This is a genomic window from Prosthecobacter sp. Pr1 (genome assembly GCF_057652315.1).
Window position 1 is genome coordinate 1 of the sequence record NZ_JBYFBS010000015.1, and the last position, 19,199, is coordinate 19,199.

Sequence of the window (19,199 nt, forward strand, 5' to 3'; positions counted from 1 at the left end):
TCGGAGGTCCGCGCGCCTGGGACGCTGGGCTTAACCGATCCTCATTCGAGCAGTCATTTTTTCTTCTCCAGCGACATCAGCTCGATCTTTCGGAACCACACGGGCTGGCCTTCGGCCTGAAGGGCGATGTGGCCGTAGCCCAGCATCACATCGCCGCCGGCTTCCACGATGTCGCCGGCAGGAGCGATCTTGCATGCTGCGTCGAGCTGCGGGCGCTGGTAGCGCAGGACCTCGACGCCGTTGATGCGGTGGATGATCTCGTCATTGCCACGCACTTCGACTTCGGCACGCACCCATTCTTCGGCAGGAAAAGTCGGCGCGCTGGATTTGACGATGTGCTTGGTGATCAGCTCTCCGCCCATCTCGACATGTGTGCCGGGTGTACAGAGATTCCCCGTGGAGCGCGGGCCTTTGCCCTCATCGGCCAGAAACTGCATTTCGAGGCTGGAGGGGAAGCCCTGATCAAAGCGCATGCTCTGCGGCGGCTGGGCATGCAGCATCACGCCGCTGTTGAGGTTCACATACTTTGGGGCGTCCGCCATCATCTTGCCGGTGAAGCGGTACTCCATGCGCAGGATGTAGTGGGAGTAGGCCACGTTGGTGAAGAGGTGGCCGTACTGCTGGTCAAACTTGTCGTAGCCGTCGTAGCTCACCTTCAGGATGCCATCCTCCACCTGAAACGTTTTTGCGAAGTTTTCGCCGAGCGGGTGCTTGGCGATCTTGATCGTCCAGCCCGTGAGGTCCTTGCCATTGAAGAGAGGGATCCACTTGGGTTCGTCGGCCATCGCCACGGAGGTCAGGCATGTCAGGGCGAGAAGGAAGGTTCGAGTGGTTGGGAACATGAGGTCATCTTGGCGGTGGCAGCGCTGTTTCCAATCAGAACCTTTCACGGCGCGTCGCACATACGGCTGAAAAATTTTCACCCAAAACGCACGCTTCATTCGACGCCTCGCGAAGTGCCGCTAGGGTCGGCGGATGGACAAACAATGGAACGACAAGATCGTCATCGTCACCGGTGGTGGCGGCGGCATGGGACAGAGCGCAGCGAAGCGATTTGCGGATGCTGGCGCGAAGACATTTATTTTTGGACGCACGCTGGAGTCACTGCAGGCGACGGCGGCGCTTTCCCCGCGCATCACCTCCATCGTGTGTGATGTGGCCGATTCCGCCAGCGTGGCCACCGCGCTCGCGCAGGTGCTGAAGCACGGGCCTGTTGCCGCTTTGATTCACACTGCTGGGATCAACACCCCTGACCGCTTCATGGCGCATGCCGACCCGAGCAAACTGGCCAGCGAAGCCAGCTGGCGCAGCGTGCTGGACGTGAATGTGATGGGCGTGGTGAACATGATCCAAGCCGTTTCCAAGCCGATGGCCGAAAGCGGCGGCGGCAGGATCGTCGTTGTCTCCTCCACGGCCGGGCATGGCTTTGACTCGTTTGCCGGCGTGCCTTACACGGCCAGCAAGTGGGCCGTGCATGGCCTGCTCTTCACCGCCCGCATGCAGCTCAGCGCGCATGGCATTGTCCTTTCCGAATATGCCCCCGGTGAAGCCCTCACGCCCCTCGTGGAAAAGCGCCCTGTGAAGCCCACCGCTGAGCACCGCAGCGCCATGATCCAGACGGAAGACTGCGCCGAGACGCTTTTCTTCATCGCATCGCAAGCGCACTGCATGAGCGTTCTCCAGCTTCCCGCGTATCAGCCTTTCGGCGGAATGCCGCCGCAGATCACGGCACCGTGGCTGGCGGGTTTGGATATTGGGCCGAAGAAGTAGCCTTTTATCCTTCTCTTCCTCCCCCAGGTAACATTCGCGCCAAGGGAGGAAGAGTATGAGGAAGCACCAGACGTTGAAAATACGTCGGTTCATTCGCGTTCACTCAGCACTCATGATTCGCGCCCTGCTACTCTATCTCGCTCTCTCGACCTTTACGGTCAATGCCGCCGACCTCTCCGTCGCCGCCTATCCCTCCATTCAGGAGGCGCTGAATGCGAATCCGAACCGCATGCTCTTTGTGCCGGCGGGGGATTACTTAATTACCGAGAAGATTCGCATCCGTGGCGAGCGCAGCGGGTTGTTTGGGCCGGGGCGCATCGTTCAGCAGAGTGCAGATCAGCCGATCATCGAGATTGAGAATGCAAAGGGGGCGGAGGTTCGTGACCTGACGCTCACGCGGCCGGAGGGGAAGATGGAATCCCGCAATGAGGGCGTGCTAGCCATCAAGTGCCGCGATCTTGTGCTCGACAACGTGCGCGTCATCGACAACCGCAGCCCTGCCGGAGCCATCAGCGTGCGCGAGAGCAAGGACACACGCATCAGCCGCTGCGTGGTGCGCAACTACATGCGCGTGAGCATTGATGACCGCACGCAGAGCACGGACTGGGGCTACGCCTTCAACTGCACCGACGGCACCGGCATCAGCGTTAGCTACAGCACCGGCACACTGATCGAGGGCAACCGCGTCATCGAGGACAACTTTGTTCCCACTCCGGAAGTGAAGGCCAAGTACAAGCTGGGCGACTACGTGAAGAAGAACGCGGTCAAAGGCACCATCATGAACCAGCAGGCCTGGGACTCGAACTACACCGATGCCTGGCAGCAGGGCTCGGGCATCGTGGTGAATGCCCCGGAGGTGAATGATCTGACGCGCGTGATCGGCAACCACATCGAGAACGCCGCGCAGGGCTTGGACATTCATGCGGATCACGTCATCGTTTCACAGAACATCATCACGAATGCCTTCATCGGCATGAAGGCCATGCACGGCTCGCGCAACGTGCTCATCACAGGCAATCAGTTTGTGCGCAACTCGCTCTGGGCCATCGGCCTCATGCCCGGTGCCGGCGCGCATCCTGCCGCCGATGGCAAACCGGAGAACGCCGACGGCGGCTCCATCATCAGCAACAACATCATCTCCGACTTCGGCCACGGCGACGCGCATTGGATCTGGGGTGATGAACGCTCTCCCATCAAATTCGACAACGGCCAGCAGCCCGACGACCCACCGCTCGCTGATGTTATCATAACCGGCAATGTCATTCACAGCATCGGCAAGCCTCGCTATAAGTATGCGGTGATTATTCCGGGTGGGCCGAATGCGCCGAGGGGGCTGCATTTTTCGAATAATTTGTTTCATCCCGGCGCGCAGGGCGTGTGCAATGGGGAGTTGCCGGAGTGATGCAGGGAATTCGAATGATCACGCAGCTCAGCTGACACTATATAGTGGAAGGTTCGGGTTCTGGTGAGTACGATAGACACTCCTGTCTTTCGGTCAGCGTTCCGCTGGAACTAAGAGCTTGCAAGTCACTCTTCCAGGTCGCCGCCGCAATCTGACGGCTTTCGCCGGTCAATTTGAAACTCGGTGCATATCTGGAGAATGTCGGTGCCGCTGACCGACAGACAGGAGTGTCCGTCGTACTTCAAGCCATGCTTCGCACGGCTCGCTTGAGTCTCCGCTGGTTTCTAACTGTTATCTCCGAAACTCGCTGAACCTCACCTTGAGCTTGTCTTCGAGCTGGGTGATCTGCCATTTTTCCTTGGCGTTGATCAGCGCGAGTGACATGCCTTTCTTCCCGGCGCGGGCGGTGCGGCCGCTGCGGTGGGTGTAGTATTCGAGCTGGTCGGGGAGCTGGTGGTGGATGACGAAGGACAGGTCTGCCACGTCGATGCCGCGTGCGGCCACGTCGGTGGCGACGACGAACTGGACGCGCTGCTTTTTGAAGGCGCGCATGACTTTGTCGCGCTCCTTCTGCATGAGGTCGCCCTGCAGCACATCCACGGGCAGGCCGAGGTCGGCGAGCTCCTGATAGAGCTCCATGGCACCGGCTTTGGTGCGGCAGAAGATGATGCCGCGGCGGTCCTTCTGGCGCTGGAGGAAGTCGAAGATGTAGGCGGTTTTTCCGTCCCCTTTGCAGATGGCGAAGCGGTGGTCGATGTCGCGATTGACCACATTCGCCTGATCAATCTGGATCGAGTGCGGGTTGGCGGACATGCTGCCCTTGATGAGGTCCTGGATTCCCGGGGGGAAGGTGGCGGAAAAGAGCCAGGTGCTGCGCCGCATGGCCGCGAGCTTGAGGATTTCCGAGAGCTGCTTCTTGAAGCCCATGCTGAGCATCTCATCCGCCTCGTCCAGCACGACATAGCGGACGAACTCCAGTGTCAGCGCATCGCGCTCGATGAGATCCAACAGGCGGCCTGGTGTGGCGACGACGATGTGCGTGGGGCGTTTCAGCGCGTCGGTCTGGCGGTCGATGTTGTCGCCGCCGCTGACGACTTCGATGAAAATTTTATCCGTGTACTTGGTGAAGCGGAAGAGCTGCTTGCCGATCTGCTTGGCCAGTTCGCGTGTCGGTGCGAGCACGAGCCCCTGGATGTCCCGGTGCTTGGGGTTCATCTTGGTCAGCAGCGGCAGGCCAAAGGCGGCCGTTTTGCCGGTGCCGGTCTGCGCCTGAGCGATGAGATCGCTGCCGTCCTTGAGCAGAAAGGGGATCACCGTGGACTGCACCGCCGTGGGGGTGACGATGCCCAGCTCCTCCAGACCACGGATCATCTCCGGTGGAATTCCGAGGGCGGCAAAGGGATGGGGGTCGGTTTCTGACATCCTGTGTCTTCCATCACAATGGCCCGGAATGCCAGCAGCAATGCGGTTTAACGCGGCAATCGCCACTCGCTGAAACGGCCGGATTTAACGCTCGCACTTGGAATTGAAAGCCTCACGGGCCCTTTCGTGGCGGGCAGTCGTGCTGCCAGCGAATACCGGTCATGGACAAAGACCTCGACCCTGTCGTCTTCGACCACCAACGAGACCTTCAGCAGCCGCCCCTTTGGCAGATCGACGGGCAGTTCGCTCCAGCATTCGCCAGCGGCATCGAGAATGCGAAGCTGGTCGCGCTTCAAAAGGACCTCGCCAAGAGGAGCGAGGCTGATTCGCACCTCACCCGTGCCTTCAGGCAGCGTGAGCGTGAATTCAGCGACTAAATGGCTCCACGCACCGGCTTCACGCTGCCAGGGCAGTTTTTCGAAGTGCTTCAGCAGTTTCGCAGGCAAGTGCGTGCCGAGCCTGCCATCTGGCAAGGCATGTACTTCACGAGGCAGCGCAAGATGCCCGCCCCAGGGCTGTTTGCCTGGTTTCGCGGGTGTGAGCGGTATCCAGCCAAACAAAACGGGCGTCTCACCATTGAAGGCGATTTGTGCGGCACAGAGGTCTTTGCCGTCCAGCACGCCGTCGGGTTCGTTTTTCCACGGCCCAAGCGGAGAGGTGCTGCTCCAATACACAGGCTGGCCCACCGCGCGGTCATAGATGCTTGCGAGCAAATACCAGCGCCCCGCCAGCTGAAACATCTGCGGGCACTCGGGCTCGCCGATGGTGCCAGGATCCAGAATGGGACCGTGATCTTTCCAGTGCACCAAATCGGGCGAGGTGGCGAGGCTTACCGCTCCGCAGGTTTCCTTGGGGCGTCCTTTCATCCAGGTGGTCATCACACAAGCGTACTGCTTCATCTCGGGAATCCAAAAGATGAAGGGATCCCGGCGCCGCTGGTAGTAGCCAGAGGCAGGCACATGAAACTCCTTCGGCGCGCAGGCCCAGTGTAGAAGATCGTCGCTCACAGAACTGACCATGCGTCCCTGTGCATGCCCGTAGAAACTGCGGAAGACCCTGGCCACCGGGTCATGAAAGACGCCGAGCACGAAATAGGGACTCATCCAGTCCGCAGGTTTGACCTCATCGTGTGTGAGCGGCGTTTCAGTCCAGCGCAGCCAGTCTTTTGACCGCGCAAGCACGGACTCATACTTCCCGGGCTTCAGGTAGTAGAGGAAGCACTCCCCCTGATGGAAGAAGGGGTGTACATCGCCCAGCGCATGATCGCGCGGCTTGAAATGCAGCATCGTCGCCTCTTCCTGCGCTTTGATGGGCGGCGCGAAAAGTTGGAGGACAGCAAGGAGCCAAAAAATGCGCATGAATAACAGAGGTAAAATGATGCCTGCCGAGATCGTTCATGCATTCATCCATTTCATGAAGTTTTTTCTCCTCACGTTTTTCATCAGCAGCGTATCGCTTCTAGCGGCTGAGAAGCCCATTGTGCTTTGGCAGGCGGGAGCTCCGGGGGCTCTGGGCACGGCGCCGAAGGACATCTCGACGCTCACGCCTTATGTGCCTGAGAAAGCCAGCGGTGCGGCGATGCTGCTGATTCCGGGCGGCAGCTACTCAGGCATCTATGAGGGGCAGGCGGAACCGTTTGCGCGCTGGCTCAATGAGCAGGGCATCACGGCCTTTGTGCTGCGCTACCGGCTTGGCAGTGCGGGTTATCGCTACCCCGCGCAGCTGCAGGATGCGGTGGAATCCATGCGGCAGATCCGCGGCAATGCCGCACGCTGGAAGATCGACCCCGCGCGCATCGGCGTGATGGGTTTCTCCGCTGGAGGACATCTCGTCTCCACCTTGATCAACCACCCTGAAGACGGCGAGATCGAAGGTCGCACCCCCGGCGTGAGTCCACGGCCGGATCTCGCCATCCTCTGCTATCCCGTGATCAGCATGATCACCAAGCCGCATGCGACTTCGCGCAAGATGCTCATCGGTGACAAGCCCAGTGACGAACTCGTGCGCCAGACCTCCAGCGAGCTGCAGGTGCGCCCCGGCCTGCCGCCCTGCTTCCTGTGGCACACCAGCGAGGACAAACTGGTGCCAGTGGAGCATGCGCAGCTGTATGCCGCCGCGTTGCATCAAAACGGCGTGCCCCATGAGCTGCATCTCTACCAGCATGGTGACCACGGCACCGGTCTCATCGGCACGCAGCACCCGTGGTTTGCGGATCTGGTGTTCTGGCTGAAGGCGCAGAAATGGATCTCTGAACCTTGAGTTCAACTCGCTGACACAAATCCCGCACCTTCACGTTCCTTTAAGAACATGAAGTTTGTACTGACCAGTCTTGTCCTTCTGATGGTCCACACTGCGGCAGCCGCAGCGGGGCCGAATTTTGTGTGGATCATCGCGGATGACATGTCGCCGGACATCGGGGTCTATGGTTTGAAGGAGGTGAGCACGCCGAATCTTGACCGGCTGGCCGCCGAGGGGCGGCGCTACACACGGGCCTACGCCACGGCGCCGGTGTGCAGCGCCTCGCGTTCGGCCTTCATCCTGGGGTGCTATCAAACGACGACCGGGCTGCATCCGCACGATGTGGAAAACCCGCAGCCGCTGCCTCCGCGCTACAAACCGCTGCCGGACCTGCTGCGCGAAGCGGGGTGGTGTGTCACGAATGCGGCGGCTCCTGATACGGTGCGCAACGGACGTCCCGTCACCAAGGCCAAGACGCACTACAACTTTGCCCACGATCCGGCGAAAATGTATGATGGCAATGACTGGCGGAAGCGCAGCCCCGGCCAGCCGTTTTTCGCGCAGTTTCAGATCACCGAGCCGCACCGGCCGTTTCCGATTCCGGAGGAGTATGACGAGGCGAAGCTGAAGGCCATCCAGATCCCGCCCAACTACCCCGATCATCCGCTGGTGCGCCGTGACTGGTATGCGTATCAGCGCAGTGTGGAAATGGTGGACCAGCGTGTCGGCGTCATCCTTGATCAGCTCAAGACGGAAGGCGTGCTGGACAACACGATCGTCATGTTCTTCGCTGATCACGGCCGGCCGATGCCCTGGGGCAAGCAATGGCTGAGTGTGGAAGGGCTGCAGGTGCCGCTGATCATGCGCGGCCCGGGCGTGGCTGCCGGGGGCGTGGAGGAGAGGCTGGTCAGCCTCATCGACCTCGCGCCGTCCATGCTCCAGCTCGCGGGTCTGCCCGTCCCGCCATGGATGGAAGGCCGGGGTATTCTAGGTCGTGAATTCCCCGAACGCAGCAGGCTGTTTGCCGCGCGCGACCGCTGTGGTGATGCGATGGACCGCATCCGGGCGGTGATCGAGACGGACGCGCTCTTTGTGCGCAATTTTCAGCCCTCCCGCTCACGGCTGAACTGGTCCGGTTACAAGGAGTACAGCTATCCCGGTATGCCGCTCTTGCGAGTCCTGAACGAGACCGGCAAGCTCAATGAATTTCAGGCGCAGTGGCTGGCACCACGCCGTGAGGCACTGGAGTTTTACGATCTCAAAGCGGATCCGCAGGGGCTGCACAACATCGCCAAAGATGCCAAGGTGGCGGACCGCATGGCGGCCATGCGCAGCGCCATGGACAAGTGGATCAACACCAGCCCGGACCGTGGTGCGCAGGGAGATCCGCCCACAGATCCGCCGCTGAGCGCCATCCAGCGGGTCAAGCGCCTCGAATACGAACGCATCTGGAAATCCCGCGTTAAGAAAGCCCAGCCCAGCGATGCCGAGCGCGTGGCGTGGTGGGAGAAAAGCTACGGGCTCTCTGCAGACCCACGCATTCCCTGATCTCAGGCGGAAGATTGGCGGCGCTGGCTTCGTTCGCAGAGGTTCATGAAATCTGTTTTCGCTTTGTTGTCCCTGGGTTTGGCGGCGGTGTCTGCTGCTGAACCGTCACGCCCCAACATCCTCTTTCTCTTTGCCGATGATCAACGGTGGGACACGCAGAGCTGTGCGGGGCATCCCATCGTGCAGACGCCCACGGTGGACAGTCTCGCGGCACAGGGGGTGCGTTTCAGCAATGCACACGTCACCACGGCAGTGTGCTGGGTCAGCCGTGCGGTGGTGCTGACGGGCCAGTGGGCGCGGTCTCATGCGCAGCGCGATGCCATCCCCACGGTGAAGCCGGAGGCGCTGGCCACCATGTATCCTGTGCTGCTGCGTGCGGCAGGCTACCGCACGGGCCATTTCGGCAAATGGCACATGATCGCCCCGCAGGGTTTCAAACCACAGGAGCAGTATGACGAGTACGAGGCCATCGGCCGCAATCCGTATTTCAAAACGATGCCGGACGGCACGAAGCGCCATGAAACCGATCTCGTGTGTGACAAGGGCATCGAGTTCATCAAATCCCAGCCCAAGGACAAACCCTTCGCGTTGAATCTGTGGTTCAATGCGGCGCATGCGGAAGACAATGATCACCGCCCGGGCATCGGGCTCTATCCATGGCCGCAATCGGTCGATGGCATGTATGAAGACCGCTCCATCCCGCCCGCGCGTCTGGGAGATCCCGCCATCTACGAGGCGCACCCGCAGTTCCTCAAAGACTCGATCAACCGCGAGCGCTGGTTCTGGGGCTACGACACGCCGGATAAATTCGAAACGAACGTGCGCGCCTACTACCGCATGATCAGCGGTGTCGACAAAGCCATCGCGCGTGTGCTTGCCGCGCTGAAGGAGGCCGGGCTCGCGGACAACACGATCATCGTCTATTCCGCCGACAACGGCTACTACCTCGGGGATCGCGGCTTTCAGGGCAAGTGGTCGCACTATGAGGAATCGCTGCGCGTGCCGATGATCGTCTATGATCCGCGCCTTCCCAAGGAGCAACGCGGCCGCGTGGTGGATGACCTCGTGCTCAATGTCGATTTGCCTGCCACCTTCATTGACTGGGCCGGAGTGAAGCGCCCGGACGCCTACGAAGGCCGCAGCCTTTCGACGCTCATCGAAGGGAAGGGGAGCGACAAACCCTGGCGCGAGCATTTCTTCTGCGAGCACCTCGACCTCGCGCCCACGCTCACCTGGGAGGGCATTCGCGGCCAGCGCTACGTGTATGCGCGCTACTTCGATCAGAAGCCTGCGTATGAGTTTCTGCATGATTTGGAAACGGATCGCGATGAGCTCAAAAATCTCGCCACCGATCCGGCACACGCCGAGGCACTACAGAAAATGCGTGCGCTGTGCGATGCCGAGATGAACGCCCGCGGTGGTGCGCTGCTGCCGATGGACCAGCGCGGTGCGCGCAAATTCACCCCCAATAAAAAGAAAGGCGCAGGCAAGAAGGCCAAGGCCGAATAATGACAGGTTTTAGATCACACTCAGCTCTCCCAATCATGAAAGCCCTCCTTCTCCTCCTTTCGTCATTGTGCCTTTTGGCATCGTCATTTGCCGCTCCGGCAAAGCGTCCCAACATCCTCTTCATCGTCGTGGATGACCAGTCACCCTTTGACTTCAAGTTCTACAACCCGAAGTCGCCGCTGCAGTCCCCGAACATCGACATGCTTGCGGCGGAGGGCATGGTCTTTGATTCTGCGCGGCACATGGGCTCCTTCAGCGGTGCGGTATGCACGCCTTCACGACACATGATCATGAGCGGACGCAGCGTGTGGCATCTGCCCATCGGCCCCGGGGCGAAGGAGCATTGCCCGCCGAATCTGGAGCTGAACACGCTGGCCGCAGTGTTCAATCGCGCCGGCTACGACACCATGCGCACCTGCAAGCAGGGCAACTCCTATGAGGGCGCGAACAAACAGTTCACCGTGCGGCATGATGCCACCAAGCGCGGCGGCACCGATGAGACCGGCAGCACCTGGCATGGCGACCGAGTGATGGAGTACCTGAACGAGCGCGAGTCGAAGAAGGACACCGATCCCTTCCTCATCAACTTCGGCTTCTCCCATCCGCACGACACCCGCGACGGCCGTCCCGAGTTGTTGGCGAAATACGGTGCGACCAATCATGAAGATCCCAACACGCTGCCTGCATTGAACCCCAAGCAGCCTGCACTTCCCGCGAACTACCTCCCCGCGCATCCCTTCAACAACGGCGACGCCAACGTGCGCGATGAAGTGGAAGTCAGCGGTGTGTGGAAGAACCGCGATGAAGCCACCATCCGCAACGAGATCGGCCGCGAGTTCGCCTGCAATGAGAACATCGACATCCAGATTGGCCGTGTGCTGGAGAAGCTCAAAGCCATGGGTGAGCTCGACAACACCTACATCGTTTACACGGCTGACCACGGCATCGCCATCGGCCGCCATGGATTGCAGGGAAAACAAAACCTCTACGAGCACACCTGGCGCGTGCCCTTCATCGTCAAAGGCCCCGGCATCAAGCCCGGCTCCCGCGTGCCGGGAAACATCTACCTGCTCGACATCGTGGCCACGCTTTGCGACATCGCGGGCATCCCCGCACCGGAGAGCAACGAAGGGGTCAGCTTCAAGCCGGTGCTCGAAGGTAAAAAGACCGCCGTGCGCGATGTGATGTACGGCGTTTACTGCGGCGGCACCAAGCCCGGCATGCGCTGCGTGCAGCAGGGCGACTGGAAGCTGATCAAGTATGATGCCATGAACGGCGCCGTGCATGAGACGCAGCTTTTCAATCTCGCCGCGAATCCCGACGAACTCCTCAAGGAGCACGGCAGCAAAGACCCGCTGAAGACCAATCTCGCGAGTGATCCGCAGCATGCCGCGAAGCTCGCTGAGATGGAGGCGCTGCTTCTTGCCGAAATGCGCCGCCTCGATGATCCTTATCGCCTTTGGAACCAGCCGGATGATGGACTGCCGCCAGTGCCGGAGCCTGCGCCGAAGCAAAAAAAGAAACAGAAGTAATATGGATATGAGTAAGGACTGGCCGTTCAAGGATGCGACCAACACCGCGACTTTCGCATCCCAGTACATCTTCAAAGGCGAGCCGATCCTTCGTGTCTATCACGATTGGGATGATGGCTCATGGCAATTCCATCCTGATCGAGACCCTGAGCAATCCGATATAAAGATTGTGTGCTTGGAAACAGTGTTCAAGCTCGATCCGACCGTCGGAGAGCTGAACGATCTGCCTCCGGGCTGGAAAGCCGAACGCACTAACTCACATGCCGCGTGGGTACGGTCACGGCATCATCCCTACCCTGTTTTCAAAGATGACGGCTTTTATCTTGATGATGCCACTGCGTATTCAGAGTTCTGCAAGATTCCGGATGCGAAGGATCGCGACGGACTTAAGACAGGACAAGTAGCGCAGCTGATATTCCGATTTGCAGACGAATGGTCAGAACGCCATGACAACGACTGCGAACGTATGTGGGTGGAGGTGATTGAGGTGAATGATGATTACGGAGATTATCGAGGACGCCTCTTGAACCAGCCTCATCTGCATACCGCCATCAATGAAGGCGACGAGATTTGTTTTCATCCCACCCATGTGTTTGCAATCAATGGCTGATTTACCAACAAATTTCCGCTGATCAGTTTCCCCACCCATGAAGCACCTCACTCTCATTGTTTCGTCATTCTTCATTGTGGCTTCGTTGTTCGCTGCGGAGCAGCGGCCCAACTTCCTGATCATCTACGCTGACGATCTCGGCTACGGTGATGTCTCGACTTACCATCCCTCGGACTGCCACACGCCGAACATCGACAAGCTGGCGGCGGAGGGCATGCTCTTCCAGAACATGCGGGCGAACTGCACGGTGTGCTCGCCTTCACGGGCCGCGCTGCTCACCGGGCGCTTTCCAGATCGCGTGGGGGTTCCCGGCGTCATTCGCACGAACCCGGAGGACTCGTGGGGTTATCTTGCGCCCGGCATTCCGACGATTGGGAATGAGTTGAAGAAGGTCGGCTATCATACGGCGGTGATTGGCAAATGGCATCTTGGGCTGGAATCCCCGAATACGCCGAATGAGCGTGGCTTTGACCTGTTTCACGGCTTCCTCGGCGACATGATGGACAGCTACACGACGCATCTGCGTCAGGGGCACAACTACATGCGCCGCAATGCGGAGGTCATCGACCCGCAGGGCCATGCTACGGACATTTTCGCGGGCTGGGCGGCGGATTACTTTCGTGAACGGGCGAAGGAGAAGCAGCCCTTCTTTCTCTACCTCGCTTTCAATGCGCCGCATTTCCCCATCGAGCCGCCGGAGGAATGGGTGGCCAAGGTGAAGGCGCGCGCTCCGCAGCTGGATGAAAAACGCGCGATGAATGTCGCGCTGGTGGAGCATCTGGATGATCGCATCGGGCAACTGCTGGCCGTCTTGAAGGAAACCGGGCTCGATCAAAACACCGTCGTTGCTTTTGGTTCTGACAACGGCGGCTCGCTGCCGCATGCGCAAAACAACGACCCCTGGCGGGATGGCAAGACCAGCCACTACGATGGCGGCCTGCGCGTGCCTTTCATGTTGCGCTGGCCGGGGCACATCAAGGCAGGATCACGCAGCGACTACGCAGGGCTGAACTTTGACCTTTTCCCCACTTTTCTCGAACTTGCTGGTGCGAAAGCTTCACCTGGCATTGATGCCATCAGCCTCGTGCCGATCCTCAACGGTGGCAGCATCGACGCACCGCGAGATCTCTACTTCGTCCGGCGTGAAGGTGGTGCGGCCTACGGCGGAAAAAGCTACGAGGCCATCATCCGGGGCGAGTGGAAGCTGATGCAAAACACGCCTTACAGCCCGTTGGAGCTCTACAACCTCAAGAACGATCCGCAGGAGAAAAACAACCTCAGCGGCAAGGCACCCAAGGTTTTCAAAGAACTCTCCACCGCCCTGAGTACGCACGTGCAGATCGGCGGCGCCACGCCTTGGCAGAAGCCTGAAACTCACGAGCCATGAAAAGCTTCTTGTTGATCCTTTCGACATTCGTTCTCTGGCATTCGTCATTCGCGGCACAGCCGAACATCATTCTCATCATGGTCGATGACTTCGGCTACGAGTGCGTCACGGCGAATGGCGGGGAATCATACCAGACGCCAAACATCGACAAATTCGCGGCCAGCGGGGTGCGTTTCGAAAACTGCCATGTGCAGCCGCTGTGCACGCCCACGCGTGTGCAGCTCATGACCGGACGCTACAACGTGCGCAACTACATCAACTTCGGCACGCTGCTGCGCACGGAGACGACCTTTGGCAATCTCATGAAAGGCGCTGGCTATGCCACCGGCATCTGCGGCAAGTGGCAGCTCGGGCACGAAGTGGACTCACCGCAGCACTTCGGCTTCGACGAATCCTGCCTGTGGCAGCAGACACGCCGCCCGCCGCGCTACGCGAACCCCGGCCTGGAATACAACGGCGTGGAGAAAGATTTTACTCACGGCGAGTACGGCCCCGCGCTGGTGAACGACTTCGCGCTCAGCTTCATCACCCGGAACAAAGAGAAGCCCTTCTTTCTGTACTACCCGATGATCCTTACGCACAATCCGTTCCAGCCGACGCCGGACAGCCCGGACTGGGATCCGACGATCAGCAGCGAGAACAAGCAGCAGTCGCCCAAGCACTTCGCCGAGATGACCGCCTACATGGACAAGCTGGTGGGCAGTGTCGTTGCCAAGCTCGAAGAACTCGGCATCCGCGACAACACACTGCTGCTCTTCCTCGGCGACAATGGCACCAACTCCGGCATCACCAGCCGCTTCAAAGGCGCGGACTACAAGGGCGGCAAAGGCAGCACCACATCGCACGGTACCCATGTGCCGCTGATCGTCAGCTGGCCCGCCGTGATGAAGCAGGGCCGCGTCTCCGCCGATCTGGTCAGCAGCACTGATTTTCTCCCGACCCTCTGCGCCGCCGCAGGTGTGAAGGTGCCTGAAGGCACCGATGGAGTGAGCTTTCTGCCGCAGCTCAAAGGTGACGCAGGCACGCCGCGCGAGTGGCTCTATACCTGGTACTCACCGCGGCAGAGCCAGGATATGACCGTGCGTGAGTACACCTTTGACCAGCGCTTCAAACTGTATCGCACCGGCCAGTTCTACGATCTGAGTACGGATGAACTGGAGAAGCAGGATATTGCCGCTACCACGCTGAGCAGCGAAGCGACCGCCGCCAAGACCAAACTGCAAACCGCTCTCGACCAATTCAAAGACGCCCGACCCATTGAGCTTGATCGCGAGTTCCAATCCTCGGGCAAAGGCAAGGCTGCGAAGAAGGCCAGGAAGAAGAACAAGAAGGAGTAGCGCAATGAGTTCTGAAATTAATTCCAAGTCGACGCAGAGTTGGATCTCAGGCGGGTAATCCATACACAACTATCCACCACTCCTATGAAACACTCCATTCTTGCCACCCTCCTCCTTGCCTGCCTGCTTTGCTCTGTGACTCAGGGCCAGCCCGCACCTTCTGTCCCCAGCCCAGCAGCCGTTCCTGAAGTTCAGCTCATGGGCACGCTCGAGCAGCGAGTCGCCATCGGTGGTGAAACCACCGGCTGGGTGCTGCGTTACGGTGAAAAGCAGCGCGTTCAGGTGCTCCTGCCGCCAGCGGCTTTTGCGTGGATCAGAGATGGCGTGGTTGTTTCCGTCAGCGGCGTCCATGCCACGAAGCATTACCCAGAGCGCGGTGATGTGGCGGTCTTCATCGTGAAGAAAATCAGCGAGGTGGTGCAATGATTCATCCGTGGTATGTTTGAACCTGCTGCTGCGTGTGCTGCGGCTCAGTTCTGAACCCCACCCCGCCGCACCCGATGTCCGACAAAAAATGGCAGATCAAGTGCCCGCATTGCCAACGCAGCATGCAGCTCAATGCGGACCAACTCAGTGCGCGGCACATGATCGGCAGCATGTCGGTGCTGAAGGATCCCGCCAATGCGCGGCGCATGCTGGAAGACTACACCATCGCCTGTCCGCAGTGCGACGCGCTGATGCCTTTTGAACCGCGCAGTGAATACCGCCGGCGCAAGGCGCTCGCTGTCAGCCGACGCATCGAACGACTGGTCTCTGAGCTGGAAAGCCTCAAAGGCAGTGAGCGCGATTTTCACGCGATGGCCGGCCAGCTGGGTTCCATTGTCCTGCAGATGCTGGAGACGGACATGCCTCTCGAAACGCTCTTCGACAGCGAGGACAAGCTGCTCGCCGTGTTTGCCGACGAAATCCGCAAAACCGATGCCGAGCCCAAGCGGCACCGCGCGTGGCGCTGGTTGCAGGAAACCTTTGCCATCGCCTGCTCCGGCATTGGCGAGCGTGATGATCTGCCGACAGCGCCAGTCGAAGACGTGGAGGAAAAGAGGGAGGCCCTGCTGCGTTCTCTGGATGAGCTTCATCAGGAGCAGCGCCAGTCGGCGACCATGGCTCAGCCGGCTCCCGCATCTGGGGCAAAGACGCAGGAAAGCCTGCGGTTTCAGTTCAAGCGGGCGCACGACAACAACGTGGAGGCCTTGGCGATTTCGCGTGATGGACGCATCGGGCTATCTGTCGGCTGGAACTCTTTCGTGCGCGTCTGGAACCTGGAGACCGGACAGGAACTGCCGCCCTTGAAAGCGGATGGCAACTTTCTCACCTCCGTGATCTTCCTGGGCGATGAATCACGGGTGGCCGCTGCGGGTCAAAGCGGTGCGTTGTGGATTTGGGACCTGGCGAGCGGCCGGGTGCTTCACTGCTTGCGCAAGCATTCCTTCACCATCTTCAGTCTCGCGGCCTCGGCTGATGGACGGCTGTTGATCACCGGCAGTGGCGACGGCACCGCACGGCTGTGGGACACGGTCAAAGGATCGCATGTGCGGAAGTTTGGAGGCTTCTTTGGCGGTACGCTTAACGGGGGTGTGGCTGCGGTGGCCCTTTCCCCTGATGGCGCGTGGGCGCTCACGGGCGGCGGAGATCATGCAGACACGGTCAAAGTCTGGGATACCAGCAACGGACAGCTGGCCAAAACGGCCCACTTTCTCGCACGTGCAATCAGTGCGGTCGCTTTTATGTCCGTGCGCTGGAAGGCCCTTGTGCTTTCGGGGTCCAAGCTGTGCGTAATGGATGTCACGGAAGGCAAAATCATCGATCGCCTGGCTGATTCCAATGACGATTATTTCACGGGGTTCCAGCTCGCTTCAGGTGGCCAATGGGCGGCGGCGGGATCTGGCGCCGAGGTTTGTGTCATCGAAGTCGGTGCCGATTCAAAAAGCAGCATCAGGCAGCGCCTGCGCGGCCATGAGCCGGGCATGTCGGTCAATGCCTGCGCGATCACGCCCACCGGTGGACGTGTCATGAGCGGAGGACATGACTGCTCGGTGATGGTGTGGGACACCGGCCTTTGATGGCCTCAGTGGCACAGCAGGCAGAGCACTGCCAGTCCCAGACTGCCTGCCAGCAGACCTAGTACGATCACTGCGCAGCCGGACTTTCCAGACGACCCAGAGGCGGGTCCGTTCATGAGGGTGCCACCCACATCGGCATTGGCAGAGCCATACCAAAAGGCCTTTTGTTTTTTGGTCATGTCTTCGTCCCATTTCAGGCTGGGCTGGGCATCCAGCAGCTTCTGGTATTCGGACGGCACCTGGGTCTCCGGTGACATGCGACGGATCAGACTGATGAGATTGCCAAAACAGAGAATCCCGTCGTCCCAGCTGTAAAACAAACGCACGGCGACCACGCGTGCGCGGATCTCTTCAATGAGCTTTGCGGCATCACGCAGGTTGCCCGTTTTGGCCAGTGCAGCGGCTTGATTGAGCTTCTCCGTCAGCCATTCCTCACTCGGTGAATCCACATGTCCGCGGCTGGCGGAGTTGCAGAACCTTTGGAAGTCATCATCCCAGTCGTAAGCCATGATCAGTGCAGGGTGAAATCATCGGAGCCGGAGCAGCGCAGTTGTCGCTGGGTGATGATCCGGCACTGACACATGCCAAGGAATAATCGACGGCGGTGCAGCCGTCAATCCGCCTCCTGCAAACAGGGAGCAGTCGTCTCTGCGTCACGAAGTGAAATTATTTTCAGGCCTCACGCAGAGTCGGCGCACGGACCGGTAATCCATCTGCAGAGAGGCAAATCAGCCGATCAAACTTAACCAACAAAATACAAACAACATCCGCATCCCATGAAAACGAAACTCATCCAAACCCTGCTGCTCCTTGTCGCCGTCTCCTCCATCACCGGAGCCCAGGCCGGCGAGTCGCTCTCCGATCGCATCAAGGAAATCTGCAAAGACCCACCCCGCCCTCGTGGGCCCACCGCCGTCGCCGCCGTCCGCGGGTAAGACTCACCACATCCTTCCACCCTTCACCCACTCCATCCCATGAAAACATCAATGCTTCACCTCTGCCTCCTCACCGCCGCCACACTCGCCTTTCATCCGAGCGCCCAGGCTGACACATGGATCCGCCCGCTGCCCATCAGCCCGCTGCCCCTGTGTCCGCTACCCATCTACCCGGCGCCCACTCCTGAATTGCCCAAGCCCTGCCGTCCCTGCGTGCCGCTGCCACCTACCGCTGATCCCTGGGATCAGCTGGCAGTGACCGGGACAGACGAGGGGTGCGTCAGGCTGCCGGGGAAACCCACCCGTCCGTCTTCCGCCAGCACAACGATGATTCCTGCCTGAATCGCCCCTGCATCAAACCACCTCATCTCTACTCATCATGAAAACATCAATCCATCTCGCGCTTCTCCTGCTTGTCACCTTGAGCGCTCCGCTTTCAGCAGCGGATTCCGATGACAAGCTCGACGCCGCCAAGAAACTGGTGGAGCGCATCAGCGAGGCGCAGCCTCCACGCGAAACCGGCAGCGGGCGCACGCCGGAACAGGCCATCAAGGAATACAAGGAGTCTGGCAGAGCGCCCGGCATCCGCCTGGAAGTCCACCCGGTGCCGCCGCCTTCTCTCTGAGAGGTCGCGTCAAACACAACGGCAAGCCCGGTTCCATGCGGGCTTGCCGTTTTCGTTTTGCCCCGTAGCCTGCGCGGCATGAGCAACGACGGCGAGATGTTTCCGCAGACGCGCTGGTCACAGCTGGCGCGGCTGAAAGACGGTGATGAAACGACCAAGAGCGAAGTGCTCGGCACGCTGTACCAGCTGTATCGCAAGCCGGTGCTGGCCTATCTCGCGCGGCGTGGCTTTGGCCATGAAAAAGCCGAGGATCTGGTGCAGGACTTCTTCCTCCACTCCATGCAGCATCAGTTGTTTGAGAAGGCGGAGACGGCGCGCGGGCGCTTTCGAGGCCTGATGCTTTCCGCGCTGCAGCATTACGCCGCCAATGCGCACCGGCATGATCAGGCGCAGCAGCGGCGGCCAGCGGGCGGATTCATTTCCGCAGATGAAGTGCTGGAAGAAGGCGGCAGCGCTGCGGTGATGGGTGTGGACAACCACACTCCGGAGGATGCCTTCACCCAGTCATGGGCGCGCATGCTCCTGGCACGTGTGGTGGACGCTCTGGACCGCGAGTGCCAGGCCACTGGCAAGCAGACGCACTTCAGCATTTTCAAACGCTTCATGCTTCTGCCCATTCTCGATGGCGTCGCGGCACCTTCGCAGCGCGACATGGCGGCCGAGTTTGGACTCACGGAAAAAGAAGTGGCCAACCGACTCGTCACCGCACGGCGCGCCTACCAACGGCTGCTGCGCGAGGAGATCGCCCAGTATGCGACGGACAGCGATGAGGTGGACGCGGAGGTTCGCGATCTCTTCGCCGCGCTCAGCCGCCCCGCTTGAAT

The 19,199-nt window shown here is 60.0% G+C and carries 19 protein-coding genes; 15 read left to right on the forward strand and 4 right to left on the reverse strand.

Going from position 1 to position 19,199, the window contains the following annotated elements; translation table 11 throughout:
* Positions 1–53 precede the first annotated feature (53 nt).
* The gene (locus AC24GY_RS20855) at positions 54–842 is read right to left on the reverse strand and encodes a 3-keto-disaccharide hydrolase (protein ID WP_487686773.1); all 789 of its coding nucleotides are present in this window, start codon (positions 840–842) and stop codon (positions 54–56) included.
* Positions 843–975: 133 nt separating this feature from the next.
* On the opposite strand from AC24GY_RS20855, the gene AC24GY_RS20860 reads away from it, so the two are divergent.
* The gene (locus tag AC24GY_RS20860; RefSeq protein ID WP_487686774.1) at positions 976–1,770 is read left to right on the forward strand and encodes an SDR family oxidoreductase; all 795 of its coding nucleotides are present in this window, start codon (positions 976–978) and stop codon (positions 1,768–1,770) included.
* A 112-nt stretch (positions 1,771–1,882) separates the two neighbouring features.
* Positions 1,883–3,172: a right-handed parallel beta-helix repeat-containing protein gene (locus tag AC24GY_RS20865; RefSeq protein ID WP_487686776.1), complete on the forward strand. Its 1,290-nt coding sequence runs from the start codon at positions 1,883–1,885 to the stop codon at positions 3,170–3,172.
* A 291-nt stretch (positions 3,173–3,463) separates the two neighbouring features.
* Here the strand turns inward: AC24GY_RS20865 and AC24GY_RS20870 are convergent, their stop codons facing one another.
* Positions 3,464–4,594, reverse strand: a complete 1,131-nt coding sequence (locus AC24GY_RS20870) for a DEAD/DEAH box helicase (protein ID WP_487686777.1) — start codon at positions 4,592–4,594, stop codon at positions 3,464–3,466.
* A 47-nt stretch (positions 4,595–4,641) separates the two neighbouring features.
* Positions 4,642–5,952, reverse strand: a complete 1,311-nt coding sequence (locus AC24GY_RS20875) for a glycoside hydrolase family protein (RefSeq protein WP_487686778.1) — start codon at positions 5,950–5,952, stop codon at positions 4,642–4,644.
* Between the two features lie 55 nt (positions 5,953–6,007).
* On the opposite strand from AC24GY_RS20875, the gene AC24GY_RS20880 reads away from it, so the two are divergent.
* From AC24GY_RS20880 to AC24GY_RS20920, 9 genes are all read left to right on the forward strand, one after another.
* Positions 6,008–6,853 (forward strand): alpha/beta hydrolase, encoded by an 846-nt coding sequence (locus AC24GY_RS20880; RefSeq protein ID WP_487686779.1) that lies wholly within the window; start codon positions 6,008–6,010, stop codon positions 6,851–6,853.
* A 48-nt stretch (positions 6,854–6,901) separates the two neighbouring features.
* Positions 6,902–8,380, forward strand: a complete 1,479-nt coding sequence (locus tag AC24GY_RS20885; protein WP_487686780.1) for a sulfatase family protein — start codon at positions 6,902–6,904, stop codon at positions 8,378–8,380.
* Positions 8,381–8,425: 45 nt separating this feature from the next.
* Positions 8,426–9,889 (forward strand): sulfatase family protein, encoded by a 1,464-nt coding sequence (locus tag AC24GY_RS20890; RefSeq protein ID WP_487686782.1) that lies wholly within the window; start codon positions 8,426–8,428, stop codon positions 9,887–9,889.
* Between the two features lie 35 nt (positions 9,890–9,924).
* Positions 9,925–11,421, forward strand: a complete 1,497-nt coding sequence (locus AC24GY_RS20895; protein WP_487686785.1) for a sulfatase family protein — start codon at positions 9,925–9,927, stop codon at positions 11,419–11,421.
* A 7-nt stretch (positions 11,422–11,428) separates the two neighbouring features.
* Positions 11,429–12,031, forward strand: coding sequence for a DUF2314 domain-containing protein (locus AC24GY_RS20900; RefSeq protein WP_487686787.1), 603 nt, complete (start codon positions 11,429–11,431; stop codon positions 12,029–12,031).
* Between the two features lie 37 nt (positions 12,032–12,068).
* On the forward strand, positions 12,069–13,418 hold the full coding sequence (locus tag AC24GY_RS20905) for a sulfatase family protein (RefSeq protein WP_487686790.1): 1,350 nt from the start codon (positions 12,069–12,071) through the stop codon (positions 13,416–13,418).
* Positions 13,415–14,755: a sulfatase family protein gene (locus AC24GY_RS20910; protein WP_487686792.1), complete on the forward strand. Its 1,341-nt coding sequence runs from the start codon at positions 13,415–13,417 to the stop codon at positions 14,753–14,755. The genes AC24GY_RS20905 and AC24GY_RS20910 overlap by 4 nt, the downstream gene beginning before the upstream one ends.
* A gap of 84 nt (positions 14,756–14,839) precedes the next feature.
* On the forward strand, positions 14,840–15,181 hold the full coding sequence (locus AC24GY_RS20915; RefSeq protein WP_487686795.1) for a hypothetical protein: 342 nt from the start codon (positions 14,840–14,842) through the stop codon (positions 15,179–15,181).
* Positions 15,182–15,255: 74 nt separating this feature from the next.
* A complete protein-coding gene (locus AC24GY_RS20920; RefSeq protein ID WP_487686798.1) occupies positions 15,256–16,815 on the forward strand; it encodes a WD40 repeat domain-containing protein in 1,560 nt (519 codons plus the stop codon).
* 5 nt (positions 16,816–16,820) lie between these two features.
* Here the strand turns inward: AC24GY_RS20920 and AC24GY_RS20925 are convergent, their stop codons facing one another.
* Positions 16,821–17,324, reverse strand: coding sequence for a hypothetical protein (locus AC24GY_RS20925; protein WP_487686800.1), 504 nt, complete (start codon positions 17,322–17,324; stop codon positions 16,821–16,823).
* Positions 17,325–17,591: 267 nt separating this feature from the next.
* Between AC24GY_RS20925 and AC24GY_RS20930 the strand changes: the two genes are divergently transcribed.
* The 4 genes from AC24GY_RS20930 (at position 17,592) to AC24GY_RS20945 (ending at position 19,197) form a co-directional block, all read left to right on the forward strand.
* Positions 17,592–17,750 (forward strand): hypothetical protein, encoded by a 159-nt coding sequence (locus tag AC24GY_RS20930; protein WP_487686803.1) that lies wholly within the window; start codon positions 17,592–17,594, stop codon positions 17,748–17,750.
* A gap of 39 nt (positions 17,751–17,789) precedes the next feature.
* Positions 17,790–18,092 carry a hypothetical protein gene (locus AC24GY_RS20935; protein ID WP_487686805.1) on the forward strand — a complete coding sequence of 101 codons (303 nt, stop codon included), beginning with the start codon at positions 17,790–17,792 and terminating at the stop codon, positions 18,090–18,092.
* Positions 18,093–18,129: 37 nt separating this feature from the next.
* Positions 18,130–18,375, forward strand: coding sequence for a hypothetical protein (locus AC24GY_RS20940; RefSeq protein WP_487686808.1), 246 nt, complete (start codon positions 18,130–18,132; stop codon positions 18,373–18,375).
* A 78-nt stretch (positions 18,376–18,453) separates the two neighbouring features.
* Complete coding sequence (locus AC24GY_RS20945; RefSeq protein ID WP_487686811.1) at positions 18,454–19,197, forward strand: RNA polymerase sigma factor; 744 nt, start codon at positions 18,454–18,456, stop codon at positions 19,195–19,197.
* The last annotated feature ends 2 nt before the right edge of the window (positions 19,198–19,199 follow it).